17 protein-coding genes are annotated in these 14,896 nt (G+C 58.6%); 14 read left to right on the top strand and 3 right to left on the bottom strand.

Going from position 1 to position 14,896, the window contains the following annotated elements:
* Positions 1–30: 30 nt before the first annotated feature.
* On the bottom strand, positions 31–453 hold the full coding sequence (locus ACQUTI_RS07335; RefSeq protein WP_004201855.1) for a DoxX family protein: 423 nt from the start codon (positions 451–453) through the stop codon (positions 31–33).
* A 300-nt stretch (positions 454–753) separates the two neighbouring features.
* Between ACQUTI_RS07335 and ACQUTI_RS07330 the strand changes: the two genes are divergently transcribed.
* Positions 754–1,890 carry a 3-phenylpropionate MFS transporter gene (locus ACQUTI_RS07330; protein WP_428923229.1) on the top strand — a complete coding sequence of 379 codons (1,137 nt, stop codon included), beginning with the start codon at positions 754–756 and terminating at the stop codon, positions 1,888–1,890.
* Here the strand turns inward: ACQUTI_RS07330 and csiE are convergent.
* The gene (gene csiE, locus ACQUTI_RS07325) at positions 1,887–3,164 is read right to left on the bottom strand and encodes a stationary phase inducible protein CsiE (RefSeq protein ID WP_048325368.1); all 1,278 of its coding nucleotides are present in this window, start codon (positions 3,162–3,164) and stop codon (positions 1,887–1,889) included. The genes ACQUTI_RS07330 and csiE overlap by 4 nt on opposite strands.
* A 124-nt stretch (positions 3,165–3,288) precedes the next feature.
* On the opposite strand from csiE, the gene ACQUTI_RS07320 reads away from it, so the two are divergent.
* The 3 genes from ACQUTI_RS07320 (at position 3,289) to ACQUTI_RS07310 (ending at position 5,834) form a co-directional block, all read left to right on the top strand.
* Entirely contained in the window at positions 3,289–3,927 is a 639-nt protein-coding gene (locus ACQUTI_RS07320; protein ID WP_004201860.1) for a DUF1007 family protein, read from the top strand.
* Positions 3,918–4,898: a nickel/cobalt transporter gene (locus ACQUTI_RS07315; RefSeq protein ID WP_004201862.1), complete on the top strand. Its 981-nt coding sequence runs from the start codon at positions 3,918–3,920 to the stop codon at positions 4,896–4,898. Before ACQUTI_RS07320 ends, ACQUTI_RS07315 begins: the two co-directional genes overlap by 10 nt.
* A 99-nt stretch (positions 4,899–4,997) precedes the next feature.
* The gene (locus tag ACQUTI_RS07310) at positions 4,998–5,834 is read left to right on the top strand and encodes a hypothetical protein (protein ID WP_428923228.1); all 837 of its coding nucleotides are present in this window, start codon (positions 4,998–5,000) and stop codon (positions 5,832–5,834) included.
* A 46-nt stretch (positions 5,835–5,880) separates the two neighbouring features.
* Here the strand turns inward: ACQUTI_RS07310 and suhB are convergent, their stop codons facing one another.
* Complete coding sequence (suhB, locus tag ACQUTI_RS07305; protein ID WP_002913995.1) at positions 5,881–6,684, bottom strand: inositol-1-monophosphatase; 804 nt, start codon at positions 6,682–6,684, stop codon at positions 5,881–5,883.
* Positions 6,685–6,804: 120 nt separating this feature from the next.
* On the opposite strand from suhB, the gene trmJ reads away from it, so the two are divergent.
* The 10 genes from trmJ to pepB all read left to right on the top strand — a co-directional run bounded on the left by trmJ (position 6,805) and on the right by pepB (position 14,819).
* Entirely contained in the window at positions 6,805–7,539 is a 735-nt protein-coding gene (trmJ, locus tag ACQUTI_RS07300; protein ID WP_004201864.1) for a tRNA (cytosine(32)/uridine(32)-2'-O)-methyltransferase TrmJ, read from the top strand.
* Between the two features lie 252 nt (positions 7,540–7,791).
* Positions 7,792–8,283 carry a Fe-S cluster assembly transcriptional regulator IscR gene (gene iscR, locus ACQUTI_RS07295; protein ID WP_002913993.1) on the top strand — a complete coding sequence of 164 codons (492 nt, stop codon included), beginning with the start codon at positions 7,792–7,794 and terminating at the stop codon, positions 8,281–8,283.
* 178 nt (positions 8,284–8,461) lie between these two features.
* Entirely contained in the window at positions 8,462–9,676 is a 1,215-nt protein-coding gene (iscS, locus tag ACQUTI_RS07290; protein WP_017900428.1) for a cysteine desulfurase, read from the top strand.
* Positions 9,677–9,702: 26 nt separating this feature from the next.
* Positions 9,703–10,089, top strand: a complete 387-nt coding sequence (gene iscU, locus ACQUTI_RS07285; protein WP_002913991.1) for a Fe-S cluster assembly scaffold IscU — start codon at positions 9,703–9,705, stop codon at positions 10,087–10,089.
* A gap of 17 nt (positions 10,090–10,106) precedes the next feature.
* Entirely contained in the window at positions 10,107–10,430 is a 324-nt protein-coding gene (gene iscA, locus ACQUTI_RS07280; protein WP_002913979.1) for an iron-sulfur cluster assembly protein IscA, read from the top strand.
* Between the two features lie 74 nt (positions 10,431–10,504).
* Positions 10,505–11,020, top strand: coding sequence for a co-chaperone HscB (gene hscB, locus ACQUTI_RS07275; protein WP_004201868.1), 516 nt, complete (start codon positions 10,505–10,507; stop codon positions 11,018–11,020).
* A gap of 15 nt (positions 11,021–11,035) precedes the next feature.
* A complete protein-coding gene (gene hscA, locus ACQUTI_RS07270; RefSeq protein ID WP_004201870.1) occupies positions 11,036–12,886 on the top strand; it encodes a Fe-S protein assembly chaperone HscA in 1,851 nt (616 codons plus the stop codon).
* Position 12,887: 1 nt separating this feature from the next.
* Positions 12,888–13,223, top strand: a complete 336-nt coding sequence (gene fdx, locus ACQUTI_RS07265; protein WP_004201872.1) for an ISC system 2Fe-2S type ferredoxin — start codon at positions 12,888–12,890, stop codon at positions 13,221–13,223.
* 1 nt (position 13,224) lies between these two features.
* Positions 13,225–13,425: a Fe-S cluster assembly protein IscX gene (gene iscX / locus ACQUTI_RS07260; protein ID WP_002913954.1), complete on the top strand. Its 201-nt coding sequence runs from the start codon at positions 13,225–13,227 to the stop codon at positions 13,423–13,425.
* Between the two features lie 107 nt (positions 13,426–13,532).
* On the top strand, positions 13,533–14,819 hold the full coding sequence (pepB, locus tag ACQUTI_RS07255; RefSeq protein WP_064183415.1) for an aminopeptidase PepB: 1,287 nt from the start codon (positions 13,533–13,535) through the stop codon (positions 14,817–14,819).
* Positions 14,820–14,896 lie beyond the last annotated feature (77 nt).

The following is a 14,896-nucleotide window of genomic DNA, read 5'->3' as shown; positions in this document are numbered from 1 at the left end:
CGCGTTTGCGGCCTTTTTTGCATCTGCAGATTAGCGACGGTCGAGGGAGATTGCCCCGGGGCCGGTGATTGCCAGCAGCAGGAAGGCACCGGCGATGCTGACGTTTTTCCAGAAGTTAATCATGTTCGGCAATACCGCATCGCCAGTCATATCCCAGTAGTGATGGCCAATCACCGCCGTGCCCAGGGTGTAGAAAATAAAGATGACCGCCAGCGGGCGGGTGAAAAAGCCCAGCACAATTAAAATCGCGGCAGGCACTTCCATAATGACGGCGATAATCGCCGCCAGGGTCGGCATCGGCGCGCCGGAGGCGGCCATGTATTGCACCGTACCGCTAAAGCCCAGCAGTTTGGGGTAGCCAAAAAGTAGAAACAGAACCACCACGGCGATGCGGGCGATGAGCAGTAGCAGAGAGCGGGATGCGCCAAAATCAAAATAGCGGAGTGTGTTCATAATCAGCTCGTTATGAGAGACGTGTGATTTAAACGTAATACACAAAGTTGCCAGCCGCCATAGCAGGAAAATAATAATGTCGCGCTTCGTTTCATCAGGATTTCGCCGTATCGTTGGTCGCACTTTGATGCCCGGTTATCGGATTTTAGTTAATACAACCGGTGACGGAGTGGGGAGTGCTCCGTGATGCGCGTCACGATTTAAAGACAAATGTACTCAACTTCCATATAGAGAGTGAGACACAGGTTTACTCACGATGGGGTTTATCGCCAGACTATCGCCACCATTCGGGAGGAAATCATGGTCTTGCACTCCACGCGCTGGCTGGCGCTCAGTTATTTCACTTACTTTTTTAGCTACGGTATTTTTCTGCCCTTCTGGAGCGTCTGGCTGGCCGGCAACGGGCTGACCCCGGAAACCATCGGCATTTTGCTTGGCGCCGGTCTGGTGGCCCGTTTTCTCGGCAGCCTGCTGATCGCCCCGCGGGTGAGCGACCCCTCCCGGCTGATCGCCGCGCTGCGCGTGCTGGCGCTGTTAACCTTGCTCTTCGCGCTGGCCTTCTGGGCCGGCAGCCACGTGGCATGGCTGCTGGTGATTATCATCGGCTTCAACCTGTTCTTTTCACCGCTGGTGCCGCTGACGGATGCTCTGGCCAATACCTGGCAAAAGCAGATCACCATGGACTATGGCCGGGTGCGGCTATGGGGCTCCATCGCCTTTGTGATTGGTTCGGCGCTGACCGGTAAGCTGGTGAGCCTGTTTGATTATCGGGCGATCCTGCTGATGTTAAGCCTGGGTGTCGCCTCGATGCTGCTGGGTATGCTGCTTAAGCCGTCGGTGATGCCCCACGGGGAGTCGCGCCAGCAGCAGGGAGCAGGACTGACGGCCTGGCTGACGCTGGTACGCCAGAGCTGGCGCTTTCTCGCCTGCGTTTGTCTGCTGCAGGGGGCGCACGCCGCCTACTATGGCTTTAGCGCCATCTACTGGCAGCAGGCCGGCTATTCGGCCTCGGCGGTCGGTTATCTGTGGTCGTTAGGCGTGGTGGCGGAAGTGGTGATCTTCGCGCTGAGTAAAAAGGTGTTCCGCCGCTTTAGCGCGCGGGATCTGCTGCTGCTCTCTGCCCTGTGCGGGCTGGTTCGCTGGACGCTGATGGGCTGGACCACAGCGCTGCCGGGGCTTATCCTCGCGCAGATCCTTCACTGCGGGACCTTTACGGTGTGTCATCTGGCGGCGATGCGCTATATCGCCGCCCGCCAGGGCAGCGAAGTGATCCGCCTGCAGGCCGTCTACTCCGCGGTGGCGATGGGCGGGAGTATCGCCATCATGACCGTCTTCGCCGGCTTCCTCTACCAGCACCTGCACCAGGGCGTGTTCTGGGTAATGGCGCTGCTGACCATCCCGGCGTTGGCTATTCGGCCAAAAACGGTGGCGGCCTAGTCCTCGAGCATCGCGCAGATATGCTGCTGCTGGCGTTCGGTGAAGCAGTTCTCCGCGTGGATCAGCGGCGGTGAAAACAGCGGCAGCGCCGTCGCATAGGGAGTGACGATAAGCGTCACCCCTTTGGGCGCGCCTTCCTTCTGAAAGCGCTCTACGCTCTGGTATTTGATATTCAGCGGCAGCAGCGTCAGTTCGCGCAGCTGCTGCTCCAGGGCCGCTTCCATATCCGGATTATCATCGGTCAGCAGCAGAACCTGCTTCTCGTGCAGGTCGCTTTTCTGCATCAGCCAGGCGCCAAAGATCACCGCGATTAAGCTGGTCTCTTCCTCATTAAAACGGACGTGCCAGGCCTCCTCGAATTCGCTCAATGCCGCCTGGGTGGTGCGTAGTAAACGAGGATAGAGCCGGCTCACTTCCTCCGTGAGCGTGCTGTCGATGCCGATGGCAAACACGCTGCGGATCAATGCCTGCGACAAGTGAATATAAAGCTGGTCGCTCAGCCCCTGCTCGTCACTGAACGACCTGCCGGCGAGCATCTGGAAGCGGTGGATCAGGCCGGAAATAGCCAGCCGCAGGCGTCGATCCTGCGGGTGACCATCGCGAAGCGGATCGGGGGTTTTGAGCATCATAAACAGCAGCGAGAGGAAAAAAGGCTCTCCGACATGCGGCGGAGCGCCGACCCGGCGCTGCCAGTGGCGGACAATCTCCTTCGCCAGAGTGAACTCGGCGGCGGTCTGCGCCCAGCGTTGCTGTTCATCATTGAAGTCGGGTGAATAGCCCCGGTGATGCTCAAGCAGGCAGTACTGCAGGTACAGGCGCAGAAACTGGACGTCCCGGCAGTCGAACTGGCGATTGAGCGCTCGCGCGCAACGGTTCACCAGCGCCTGCAGGTTGGTATCATCGTACAAGGTACGGGCGATGCCTTCCTGTTTAAGCTGCGTTTTCAGCGCCGGGGTAAAATGATGGTTAACGAACTGCGGGCACAGGCGCAGCCCCCGCCGCAGCGCATGCAGCAGGCATAAACGTTGGTCGAGCGCGGCGCCTTCAATCCGATAGCTGCCGTCCACCTGTGACCGAAGGGTCAGGCGGTGGTAACGCTGAATTTCGCGTCCGGTCTCCTCGATATCCTGCCGGGCCGTGGTCTCATCAACGAGGTTGATTCTGCCAAGCCGTTCAGTCGTTACCGACTGTCCGGGCAGATAAAACATCAGGAGCACCTGGCTACGGCGCTGTGGACTGGAAAGCGCAGATGGTGGTTCAATGACGGTCATCATCTGGTAAGTTCCAGTTAGGGTTTCCGCTAAGGATAGACAATGACGGCGGCGGGGGCAGGGAAGTGCGCCCGCTTTAGCTCAGGATTGCTGGCGAAGTTCACAGAATTTTTCACGTGAGGAACAGATGAACAGAGTGAAACAATGCACCAGCGCGGCGTTTTTCATGGTTTTATCATGGACAGCCGCTGCGCATCCGCATAGCTTCATCAGTTTGCAGAGCGAGCCGGTGGTCAAAGACGGCCTGCTGAGCGCCTTTAAAATGCGCTGGACAATGGATGAAATAACCTCATCGGATCTGCTTTACGACGCCGGAAACGCTAAACCGGGCAGCGAAGTATGGAAAAAACTGGCGGCGGAGGTGATGGCCAACGTGCTCGGCCAGCACTATTTCAGCGAGCTGTGGCACAACGGCCAGCGGGTGAAATTTGACAATCGCCCCGACGGCTACGGTCTTGAGCGCGACGGCCTGCAGGCGGTACTGACCTTTACCCTGCCGCTGGCGACGCCGCAACCCGTTGCCGGGCAGACGTTTACCTTTTCCACTTTCGATCCGACCTACTATGTCGATATGTTTTATGACAAAGATAGCGATTTTTCCCTGCCCGCCGCGCTGCAGGCCGTCTGTAAGGCAACGGTGATGACGCCAAAACCGAATGACAAAATGCTCTCATACGCCCAGTCGCTGGATAAAGCGGATGCGCCGCCTGAGGATATGGCGCTGGGCAGCTATTTTGCCCAGAAGGTGACGCTGACATGTCAGTAATTTTTACCCCTCGCGCGCGAACTTCGCGCTGGAAAGCGCTGTGGCCGCTGGCGCTGCTGCTGGCCGTGAGCGTAACGGGCGGCATCTGGCTGTGGCTGGCCTGGCCGCAGGTGCTGATGCAGAGCGCGGTCTGGCAGCGCGCGCTCAATCTGGAGCTCAGCCGCCTGCTGCAGGCGGTGGCGGAGAACCCGGCTGCGGCGGGGCTGTCGCTGCTTGGATTCAGCTTCGTTTACGGGGTGCTGCATGCCTTAGGGCCCGGCCACGGCAAAATTGTCATTACGACCTGGCTTGCCACCCATCCCTCAAAGCTGAAATCGAGTATTAACCTGACGCTGGCCGCCTCTTTGTTGCAGGGGCTGGTGGCTATCGCGCTGGTGGTGGTGGTGCTGGCGCTACTGCAGCTGCCAGCGCGCCAGCTGCATCTCAGCAGTTTCTGGCTGGAGAAGGGCAGCTATTTGCTGGTGGGCGCGTTAGGTCTGCTGCTCTGCTGGCGGGCGCTGAAAAAGCTGCGTCTGCTGCTGAGCCGGCCAACGTTTACCGCGTTCACCCCGCATCATGTTCATAACGAACACTGCGGCTGCGGGCATCAGCATCTCCCGGCCCCGGAGCAGCTGCAGGCCGGCGATGACTGGCGGGCTCGCACCGTGATTGTCCTGTCGATGGGCATGCGTCCCTGCTCGGGGGCGATCATGGTCCTGCTGTTCAGCAAAGTGATCGGAGTGTTCAGCTGGGGGATGGCGGCGGCGCTGGCGATGGCGGCAGGGACCTCATTGACTATCACGGCGCTGGCGCTGCTGGTGCACAGTTTTCGCCAGCTGGCGGTGAAGCTGGGTCAGCATCAGGCGCCGCCGCTGTGGCGCCAGGTAGGCTGGCTGACGCTGGCGCTGGCCGGCGGCGTCATTTTGCTGGCGGCGGCAGGCGTGATGTGGTTCAGCGCCGTCCCGGCCGGCGGCGGGATCCGTCCGTTTTAGCCAGGCGTCGGGCGCAAATCCGAAAGTGGGCGCCGGCGCTTGCCGCTGACGCGGCGATGCTCTAGTTTTCCGCTTTTCGGCGGATGACAAGGAGTCGCTATGGCCGCAAATATCGTTTCTCCCGCGCAGAGCGGGCGGTTCTATTATGGCTGCGCCGGCGCCGCCGGGCTGCTGGCGGGCCTGGCGATCGTCTTCTGGTTTCCAGCCCTGGCCAGCTGGTGGCCGTCCGATCTGGTGCGCGTCTACCACGCCATGCCGTATGTTATGCGATTCGGGGTGGCGAGTGTCGCGGATATCCCGCTGGTGGCCTACGCCACCCTGACGCTGTCAGGCTTCGTGCTGGCCTTTTGCCATCCCGGGCACAGTAAACTGCCCATCGTCGCCTGGGCTGTGCATAACCAACCCTCGCCGCGGGAGATGGTCGACTGGATCCTGCGCAGTTGGGCGTTGCAGTTCGGTTTTCTGGTGATCATTTTCTGGCGTTTCGCGTTTATGAGTAAGCTAAGCAGCGACAGGCTAATGCAGATTGCGGGCATCTGTAACGACGTTTGCTATCTGGCCACGCTGGTGCTGGCAGCAATACTGCTGCGCGACGGCTGGCACGGCGTTAAAGGCGTTGCCGCACCGGCAGGCAATATTCGCATTCCGCTGATCGTTGCCCTGAGTTTTTATCTGCCGTTTCAGCTGGTATGGATTTTACTCAGTGCGCAGCAGTATGAGCTGCCGCTGTGGGGATGGCTGCTGCTGGTTCCGGCGATGGTGGGCGTGCTGCTCGCTCGCCTGGCGACGGTAGGAATCGCGCTGTGTTTCCGGTGCTGGCTGGGGCCGCAGGGCTGCCTGCGCTGGCGCGGACCGCTGGCTTTATTTAGCGGCCTGACGGTGCTCTGTATTGGCGGTAATGCGGTGATTCGCCAGATCCTGAGGATGCTGTCATGACATAAAAAAAGGAAGCCGCGGCTTCCTTTTTGACATCAGTAAGAGATTAACGCTTCAGCGCATCGCTCAGCTGCTCGCGCATGTTCGCCAGCATCGCTTTTACCACGCGCGGGTTACCGGCAACGATGTTGCCCGTCAGCATATAGTTATGACCGCCGGTGAAGTCGCACACGATAGCGCCTGCTTCACGAGCGATCAGCTCGCCTGCGGCGAAATCCCATGGTTTCAGGGCGATTTCAAAGTAACCGTCAACGCGGCCGGCGGCAACGTAGGCCAGATCCAGTGCGGCGGAGCCGGTACGGCGGAAATCGGCGCATTCGGTGAACATGTTGCCGAGAATATTCATGTAAGTGGTGGCGTGCTGCTTCGCCTTGAACGGGAAGCCGGTCGCGATGATGGTGCCGTCGAGGTCGCGAGCGTTGCTGCCGCGCAGACGGTAGCCGTTCAGCTGCGCGCCCTGGCCGCGGGTCGCGGTGAACAGTTCGTTACGCATCGGATCGTAAACCACCGCGACTTCAGTACGGCCTTTGATGCGTACGGCGATGGAAACAGAGAAGTGCGGCAGACGTTTAACGAAGTTGGTGGTGCCATCCAGTGGATCGATAACCCATTGAACATCCTGCTCTTCACCAGCGTGTTCACCGCTTTCTTCGGTGATAATGGTGTGCTGCGGGTAAGATTTGCGAATGGTTTCGATAATAATCGCTTCGGCGGCTTTATCGACGTTGGTCACAAAATCATTGCTGCCTTTCTGGCTGGTTTCTACGGTGTCTGGCGTTTCGTAGTGTTTGGCAATTAAATTACCCGCCTTGCGCGCGGCGCGCACGGCGATGTTCAGCATCGGATGCATCGGTCTCTCTCACTGGATGTTAAAGAACGGGAAAAAACGGCGCATATAATAACAGCGAAATCTGCTTATGTCTCCGTTTTATGGTAGCATGCCCGAATAATCTTTAGCCGAAGAACCATAATGCTGCAAAATATTCGAATCGTACTGGTAGAAACTTCCCACACCGGCAATATGGGCTCCGTTGCCCGCGCGATGAAAACCATGGGCTTAACCAACCTGTGGCTGGTCAATCCGCTGGTGAAGCCTGATTCCCAGGCCATTGCGCTGGCCGCGGGCGCCAGCGACGTCATTGGCAACGCGCAGATCGTCGATACCCTTGATGAAGCGCTGGCGGGCTGTAGCCTGGTGGTTGGCACCAGCGCGCGCTCCCGCACGCTGCCGTGGCCGATGCTCGACCCGCGCGAATGCGGTCTGAAAAGCATCGCCGAAGGCCAGCATGCGCCGGTGGCGCTGGTGTTTGGCCGCGAGCGCGTTGGCCTGACTAACGATGAACTGCAGAAGTGTCACTACCATGTGGCCATCGCCGCCAACCCGGAGTACAGCTCGCTGAACCTGGCGATGGCGGTGCAGGTTATCGCCTACGAAGTGCGGATGGCCTGGCTGGCGGCGCAGGAGCAAGCGCAGCCGGCGGTTGAGCACGAAGAAGCGCCGTACCCGCTGGTGGATGACCTGGAGCGTTTCTACGGCCATCTTGAGCAGACGCTGCTGGCGACGGGCTTTATCCGTCCGAACCATCCGGGGCAGGTGATGAACAAGCTGCGTCGTCTGTTCACCCGCGCGCGTCCGGAAAGCCAGGAGCTGAACATCCTGCGCGGCATGCTGGCGTCTATTGAGCAGCAGAATAAAGGTAAGTAAGAGCGTTAACGCCGGATGGCGCTTCGCTTATCCGGCCTACGAATCTACATCTCTGTTGTAGCCCGGGCGAGGCCTTTGGCCGACCCCGGGAGCGGCTCGAAATTAATAACGGCACGGAAAGCCAAATACCTGACTAAAACAGTCAAGTAAATAGTTGACCAAATTACTCGGGAATGTCAGACTTGGCCCTGCTATGCAATACCCATATTAATAAAAAGCCCGGCCAGGGGCGAGTTTGAGGTTAAGTAAGACATGAGACTGACATCTAAAGGGCGTTATGCCGTGACCGCGATGCTTGACGTTGCGCTCAACTCTGAAACGGGCCCGGTGCCGTTGGCAGATATTTCAGAGCGTCAGGGAATTTCGCTTTCCTATCTGGAACAGCTGTTCTCTCGCCTGCGTAAAAATGGCCTGGTTTCCAGCGTTCGTGGCCCAGGCGGTGGTTATCTGTTAGGTAAAGATGCCGGCAGTATCGCCGTCGGCGAAGTCATCAGCGCCGTGGACGAATCCGTTGACGCCACCCGTTGCCAGGGCAAGGGCGGCTGTCAGGGCGGCGATAAATGCCTGACTCACGCGCTGTGGCGCGATCTGAGCGAGCGCCTGACCGGCTTCCTGAACAATATCACCCTCGGAGAACTGGTGAATAACCAGGAGATCCTCGATGTTTCCGGTCGTCAGCATCAGCACGAAACCCAGCGCAATGCGCGCACCCAGGACGCGATCGACGTTAAACTGCGCGCCTGAGTGACCCGTCCCGTTTCGGGCTGCGGCTGACAGGGCGAGGCAGCGCGAAACGGCGGGACAACGATTATAAAGAGCTTTCAGAATCAGGCCGGGATGCTCCGACATTCCGTGTACTCGGTCGTACATCAAGCCGGTTGCCTGATTCCTTGCATTGAGTGATGTACGGAGTTTAAGAGCAATGAAATTACCGATTTACCTCGATTACTCCGCAACCACGCCGGTGGACCCGCGTGTTGCCGAGAAAATGATGCAGTTCCTGACCATGGACGGGACCTTTGGTAACCCGGCCTCCCGTTCCCACCGTTTTGGCTGGCAGGCTGAAGAGGCGGTTGATATCGCCCGCAACCAGATTGCCGAGCTGGTCGGTGCCGACCCGCGCGAAATCGTCTTTACCTCTGGTGCGACTGAATCCGACAACCTGGCGATCAAGGGTGCTGCCAACTTTTATCAGAAAAAAGGCAAGCACATCATCACCAGCAAAACCGAGCATAAAGCGGTTCTGGATACCTGCCGTCAGCTGGAGCGCGAAGGCTTCGAAGTGACCTACCTGGCGCCGCAGAGCAACGGGATTATCGATCTGAAAGAGCTGGAAGCGGCGATGCGTGACGACACCATCCTGGTTTCCATCATGCATGTGAATAACGAAATCGGCGTGGTGCAGGATATCGCTACCATCGGCGAGATGTGTCGCGCCCGCGGTATCATTTACCACGTAGACGCCACCCAGAGCGTGGGCAAGCTGCCTATCGATCTCAGCCAGCTGAAAGTGGACCTGATGTCCTTCTCCGGTCACAAAATCTACGGTCCGAAAGGCATCGGCGCGCTGTACGTGCGTCGTAAGCCGCGCATTCGTATCGAAGCGCAAATCCACGGCGGCGGCCACGAGCGCGGTATGCGTTCCGGTACTCTGCCTGTTCACCAGATCGTCGGCATGGGTGAAGCTTACCGTATCGCCAAAGAAGAGATGGAAAGCGAGATGGCGCGTCTGCGCACGCTGCGCAACCGTCTGTGGAACGGCGTGAAGGATATGGAAGAAGTGTACCTCAACGGCGACCTTGAGCAGGGCGCGCCGAACATTCTTAACGTCAGCTTCAACTATGTTGAAGGCGAGTCGCTGATTATGGCGCTGAAAGACCTGGCGGTTTCCTCCGGTTCAGCCTGTACTTCCGCGAGCCTTGAGCCATCCTACGTGCTGCGCGCGTTAGGCATGACTGATGAACTGGCGCACAGTTCTATTCGTTTCTCTTTAGGTCGTTTCACTACCGAAGAAGAGATTGACTACGCCATCAACCTGATTCGTAAATCCATTGGCCGTCTGCGCGAGCTTTCTCCACTGTGGGAAATGTTCAAACAGGGCGTGGATCTGAACAGTATTGAATGGTCACATCACTAATTCGGCACCAATAAGGAGAATTCATCATGGCATACAGCGAAAAAGTTATCGATCATTACGAGAACCCGCGCAACGTCGGCTCTTTTGACAACAGCGACGAGAACGTCGGCAGCGGCATGGTCGGCGCGCCGGCCTGCGGCGACGTGATGAAGTTGCAGATTAAAGTCAACAATGAAGGTATCATTGAAGACGCGCGCTTCAAGACCTACGGCTGTGGTTCTGCTATCGCTTCCAGCTCCCTGGTCACCGAGTGGGTGAAGGGTAAATCCCTGGACGAAGCGCAGGCGATCAAGAACACCGATATCGCCGATGAACTGGAACTGCCGCCGGTGAAAATTCACTGCTCTATTCTGGCGGAAGACGCGATTAAAGCCGCGATTGCGGATTACAAAAGCAAACGTGAAGCAAAATAATTAGTTGAGGTTTTGTTATGTCGATTACTCTTAGCGACAGTGCAGCAGCGCGAGTCAATGCCTTCCTGGCAAACCGCGGAAAAGGGTTTGGCCTGCGCCTGGGCGTGAGAACCTCCGGCTGCTCAGGTATGGCCTATGTACTGGAGTTTGTTGACGAGCCGGCGGCTGAAGACACCGTGTTTGAAGACAAAGGCGTGAAGGTCGTGATCGACGGCAAAAGTCTGCAATTCCTCGACGGCACGCAGCTGGACTTCGTCAAAGAAGGCCTTAACGAAGGGTTTAAGTTCACCAACCCGAACGTCAAAGATGAGTGCGGCTGCGGCGAAAGCTTTAACGTATAATCGGTACACCCCAACCCCACCGCGGTCACGCCGCGCGTGGGGTTTTCGTTTAGATGCATGACCCTGAGGTTACTATGGACTATTTCACCCTCTTCGGGTTACCAGCCAGCTATACCCTCTCGCTTGAACAACTGGCTGTCCGGTATCAGGATCTGCAGCGCCAGTACCATCCGGATAAATTTGCCAGCGCGCCCGCTGCGGAGCAGCTTGCGGCGGTTCAGTATTCCGCCACCATTAACCAGGCCTGGCAGACGCTGCGCCATCCCCTGACCCGCGCAGAATACCTCCTCTCGCTGCATGGCTTCGATCTGGCCAGCGAGCAGCATACCGTTCGCGATACCGCGTTCCTGATGGAACAGCTGGAACTGCGCGAAGAGTTGGATGAGATCGGCCAGGCGAAAGACGAAGCGCGGCTGGAAAGCTTTATCAAACGAGTGAAAGCGCTGTTTGATACCCGCCATCAGCTGATGGTTGACCAATTGCATAATGAGAGCTGGGAGGCGGCGGCGGACACGGTGCGTAAGCTCCGTTTCCTCGATAAACTGCGCAGCAGTGCTGAAGAACTCGAAGAAAAACTGCTCGATTTTTAATTTTCGGAAGCAATTATGGCCTTATTACAAATTAGTGAGCCCGGCCTGAGCGCCGCGCCGCACCAGCGTCGTCTGGCGGCCGGTATCGACCTGGGCACCACCAATTCTCTGGTGGCTACCGTGCGTAGCGGCCAGGCCGAGACTCTGCCCGATCATCAAGGCCGCTATCTGCTGCCGTCGGTGGTGAACTACCACGCATCGGGGCTGACCGTCGGCTATGACGCCCGGCTGAACGCCGCCCAGGATCCCGCCAACACCATCAGCTCCGTGAAACGGATGATGGGGCGCTCCCTCGCCGATATCCAACATCGCTATCCGCATCTGCCGTATCAGCTGCAGGCCAGTGAAAACGGCCTGCCGATGATCCAGACCGCCGGCGGCCTGCTGAACCCGATTCGCGTCTCCGCCGATATTCTGAAAGCGCTGGCTGCCCGGGCCACTGAAGCGCTGGCCGGCGAGCTCGACGGCGTGGTGATCACCGTTCCCGCTTATTTTGATGACGCCCAGCGTCAGGGGACCAAAGACGCGGCGCGTCTGGCGGGTCTGCACGTGCTGCGCCTGCTTAATGAACCGACCGCGGCGGCTATCGCCTATGGCCTTGATTCCGGCCAGGAAGGGGTGATTGCGGTCTACGATCTCGGCGGCGGCACCTTCGATATCTCTATTCTGCGCTTAAGCCGCGGGGTGTTTGAAGTGCTGGCTACCGGCGGCGATTCCGCTCTCGGCGGCGATGATTTCGATCATCTGCTGGCGGACTACCTGCGCGAGCAGGCAGGCTTCAGCGACCGTAGCGACAACCGCCTGCAGCGTGAGCTGCTGGATGCCGCCATCGCGGCGAAAATTGCCCTTAGCGATGCCGAGGTGGCGCACGTTGAGGTCGGCGGCTGGCAGGGCGATATCACTCGCAGCCAGTTTAACGATCTGATCGCCCCGCTGGTAAAACGCACGTTAATGGCCTGCCGCCGGGCGTTGAAAGACGCTGGCGTTGAGGCGCAAGAGGTGCTGGAAGTGGTGATGGTCGGCGGTTCGACCCGCGTGCCGCTGGTGCGCGAGCGCGTAGGCGAATTCTTCGGCCGCACTCCGCTGACCGCCATTGACCCGGACAAAGTCGTCGCCATTGGCGCGGCGATCCAGGCCGATATTCTGGTCGGCAACAAGCCGGACAGCGAACTGCTGCTGCTCGACGTTATCCCGCTGTCGTTAGGGCTGGAAACCATGGGCGGTCTGGTGGAGAAAGTGATCCCGCGTAATACCACCATTCCGGTGGCCCGCGCCCAGGAGTTCACCACCTTCAAAGATGGCCAGACGGCGATGTCCATTCATGTGATGCAGGGCGAGCGTGAGCTGGTGCAGGATTGCCGTTCGCTGGCGCGCTTTGCGCTGCGCGGTATCCCGGCGCTGCCGGCGGGCGGGGCGCATATTCGCGTCACCTTCCAGGTGGATGCCGATGGCCTGCTGAGCGTCACGGCGATGGAAAAATCGACCGGCGTGGAAGCCTCTATTCAGGTGAAACCGTCTTACGGTCTGACCGATGGCGAAATCGCCACCATGATTAAAGATTCGATGAGCTACGCCGAACAGGATATTCAGGCGCGCATGCTGGCTGAACAGAAAGTAGAAGCCGCACGCGTCCTGGAAAGCCTGACAAGCGCGCTGGCCGCCGACGCCGCGCTGTTAAGCGCCGCGGAGCGTCAGGCTATCGATGCTGCTGCGGAGCAGGTACGCGCCGCCGCGGCAGGCGACGACGCCGACGCCATTAAAGAAGCGATTAAAAATATCGACACACAAACCCAGGAATTCGCCGCCCGCCGTATGGATCAGTCGGTCCGTATCGCGCTGAAAGGCCAATCCGTGGACGAGGTTTAAAATGCCAAAAATTGTATTTCTGCCCCACCAGGACCTGTGTCCGGATGGCATCGTTGTGGAAGCTGAGACCGGTGAGACTATTCTGGATGCGGCGCTGCGTAGCGGCATCGAGATTGAACACGCTTGCGAAAAATCCTGTGCCTGCACCACCTGCCACTGCATCGTGCGTGAAGGCTTTGACTCGCTGGCGGAAAGTACCGAAGATGAAGACGATATGCTGGATAAAGCCTGGGGACTGGAGCCTGACAGCCGCCTGAGCTGCCAGGCGCGCGTCACCGACGAAGATCTGGTCGTTGAGATCCCGCGTTACACCATCAACCACGCACGCGAGCACTAATATGGCACTGAAATGGACCGACAGTCGTGAAATCGGCGAAGCGCTGTATGACGCTTACCCTGACCTCGACCCAAAAACCGTTCGCTTTACCGACATGCATCAGTGGATTTGCGATCTGGAAGAGTTTGATGATGATCCGAACGCATCCAATGAAAAAATTCTCGAGGCGATTCTGTTAGTCTGGTTAGACGAAGCCGAATAATTTTCGCGTCATGATTTATGCGGCGGTATAAAGTCGGATGAATCATCGAGCGAGAGAACGTTACGGGCTGCCATACGGTGGCCCGTTTGCTAAGAAGGATAATGATAATGACCGAAGCCATGAAGATTACGCTTTCCACTCAGCCAGCCGATGCGCGCTGGGGAGAGAAGGCGTCTTACAGCATTAATAATGATGGCATTGCCCTGCATATCAACGGTAAAGACGACCTGGGCTTGATTCAGCGCGCGGCGCGTAAAATTGACGGCATGGGCATCAAGCATGTCGCGTTAAGCGGCGAAGGCTGGAACACCGACCGCGCGTGGGCGTTCTGGGCGGGCTATAAAGGCCCGAAAGGCACCCGAAAAGTTGAATGGCCGACCCTGGACGATGTGCAGAAAAGCGAGCTGGATAACCGTCTGACCATTATTGACTGGGTGCGCGACACCATCAATGCGCCGGCGGAAGAGCTGGGCCCGGAACAGCTGGCGCAGCGCGCCGTCGACCTGCTGTGCAGCGTGGCGGGCGAAAAGATGAGCTATCGCATCACCAAAGGCGAAGATCTGCGTGAGCAGGGCTATCTCGGCCTGCACACCGTCGGCCGCGGCTCCGAGCGTCCGCCGGTTCTGCTGGCGCTGGACTATAACCCGACCGGCGATAAAGAAGCCCCGGTATACGCCTGTCTGGTAGGTAAAGGCATCACCTTTGATTCCGGCGGCTACAGCATCAAACAGAGCGCCTTTATGGATTCAATGAAGTCTGATATGGGCGGCGCGGCGACTGTCACCGGCGCTCTGGCTTTCGCCATTACCCGCGGGCTGAATAAGCGCGTGAAGCTCTATCTGTGCTGTGCCGACAACCTGATCAGCGGCAACGCTTTCAAACTGGGCGATATTATTCATTATCGCAACGGCAAAACCGTCGAAGTGATGAACACCGACGCCGAAGGTCGTCTGGTGCTGGCGGATGGCCTGATTGACGCTTCGGCGCAGAAGCCTGAGCTGATCGTCGATGCCGCCACCCTGACCGGCGCGGCGAAAACCGCCCTTGGCAACGACTACCACGCGCTGTTCAGCTTTGACGATGCGCTGGCGAATCGCCTGCTGGCGAGCGCCCAGGCGGAAAATGAAGCGTTCTGGCGTCTGCCGCTGGCCGAATTCCACCGTAATCAGCTGCCGTCTAACTTCGCGGAACTGAACAATACCGGCAGCGCCGCCTATCCGGCCGGCGCCAGCACCGCGGCGGGCTTCCTGTCCCACTTCGTGGAAAACTACCACCAGGGCTGGCTGCATATCGACTGTTCGGCAACCTACCGCAAATCGGCCGTTGAGCAGTGGTCGGCGGGCGCGACGGGGCTTGGCGTACGTACTATCGCCAATCTGCTGACGGCTGAGTAATGGCCTTGCCGGGTAGCGCTACGCTTACCCGGCCTGGAAAATCCGCAGGCCCGTGCGGACGTCGCGCCGCCGGGCGA

It is taken from the genome of Klebsiella sp. 7-CIP_Kleb. (genome assembly GCF_050378655.1).
GTDB lineage: Bacteria > Pseudomonadota > Gammaproteobacteria > Enterobacterales > Enterobacteriaceae > Klebsiella > Klebsiella quasipneumoniae.
The sequence above is the reverse complement of the archived record's forward strand: the minus strand, read 5'-3'. Positions and strand labels throughout refer to the sequence as shown.

Excerpts from the sequence above, each read along its gene's own strand:
- suhB (WP_002913995.1), bottom strand. The coding sequence starts at position 6,684 with ATGCATCCGATGCTGAACATCGCCGTGCGCGCCGCGCGCAAGGCGGGT.
- ACQUTI_RS07315 (WP_004201862.1), top strand. The coding sequence starts at position 3,918 with ATGTCAGTAATTTTTACCCCTCGCGCGCGAACTTCGCGCTGGAAAGCG.
- iscS (WP_017900428.1), top strand. The coding sequence starts at position 8,462 with ATGAAATTACCGATTTACCTCGATTACTCCGCAACCACGCCGGTGGAC.
- ACQUTI_RS07335 (WP_004201855.1), bottom strand. The coding sequence starts at position 453 with ATGAACACACTCCGCTATTTTGATTTTGGCGCATCCCGCTCTCTGCTA.
- ACQUTI_RS07330 (WP_428923229.1), top strand. The coding sequence starts at position 754 with ATGGTCTTGCACTCCACGCGCTGGCTGGCGCTCAGTTATTTCACTTAC.
- iscA (WP_002913979.1), top strand. The coding sequence starts at position 10,107 with ATGTCGATTACTCTTAGCGACAGTGCAGCAGCGCGAGTCAATGCCTTC.
- iscX (WP_002913954.1), top strand. The coding sequence starts at position 13,225 with ATGGCACTGAAATGGACCGACAGTCGTGAAATCGGCGAAGCGCTGTAT.
- hscA (WP_004201870.1), top strand. The coding sequence starts at position 11,036 with ATGGCCTTATTACAAATTAGTGAGCCCGGCCTGAGCGCCGCGCCGCAC.
- iscU (WP_002913991.1), top strand. The coding sequence starts at position 9,703 with ATGGCATACAGCGAAAAAGTTATCGATCATTACGAGAACCCGCGCAAC.
- csiE (WP_048325368.1), bottom strand. The coding sequence starts at position 3,164 with ATGATGACCGTCATTGAACCACCATCTGCGCTTTCCAGTCCACAGCGC.
- hscB (WP_004201868.1), top strand. The coding sequence starts at position 10,505 with ATGGACTATTTCACCCTCTTCGGGTTACCAGCCAGCTATACCCTCTCG.
- ACQUTI_RS07310 (WP_428923228.1), top strand. The coding sequence starts at position 4,998 with ATGGCCGCAAATATCGTTTCTCCCGCGCAGAGCGGGCGGTTCTATTAT.
- fdx (WP_004201872.1), top strand. The coding sequence starts at position 12,888 with ATGCCAAAAATTGTATTTCTGCCCCACCAGGACCTGTGTCCGGATGGC.
- trmJ (WP_004201864.1), top strand. The coding sequence starts at position 6,805 with ATGCTGCAAAATATTCGAATCGTACTGGTAGAAACTTCCCACACCGGC.
- pepB (WP_064183415.1), top strand. The coding sequence starts at position 13,533 with ATGACCGAAGCCATGAAGATTACGCTTTCCACTCAGCCAGCCGATGCG.
- ACQUTI_RS07320 (WP_004201860.1), top strand. The coding sequence starts at position 3,289 with ATGAACAGAGTGAAACAATGCACCAGCGCGGCGTTTTTCATGGTTTTA.
- iscR (WP_002913993.1), top strand. The coding sequence starts at position 7,792 with ATGAGACTGACATCTAAAGGGCGTTATGCCGTGACCGCGATGCTTGAC.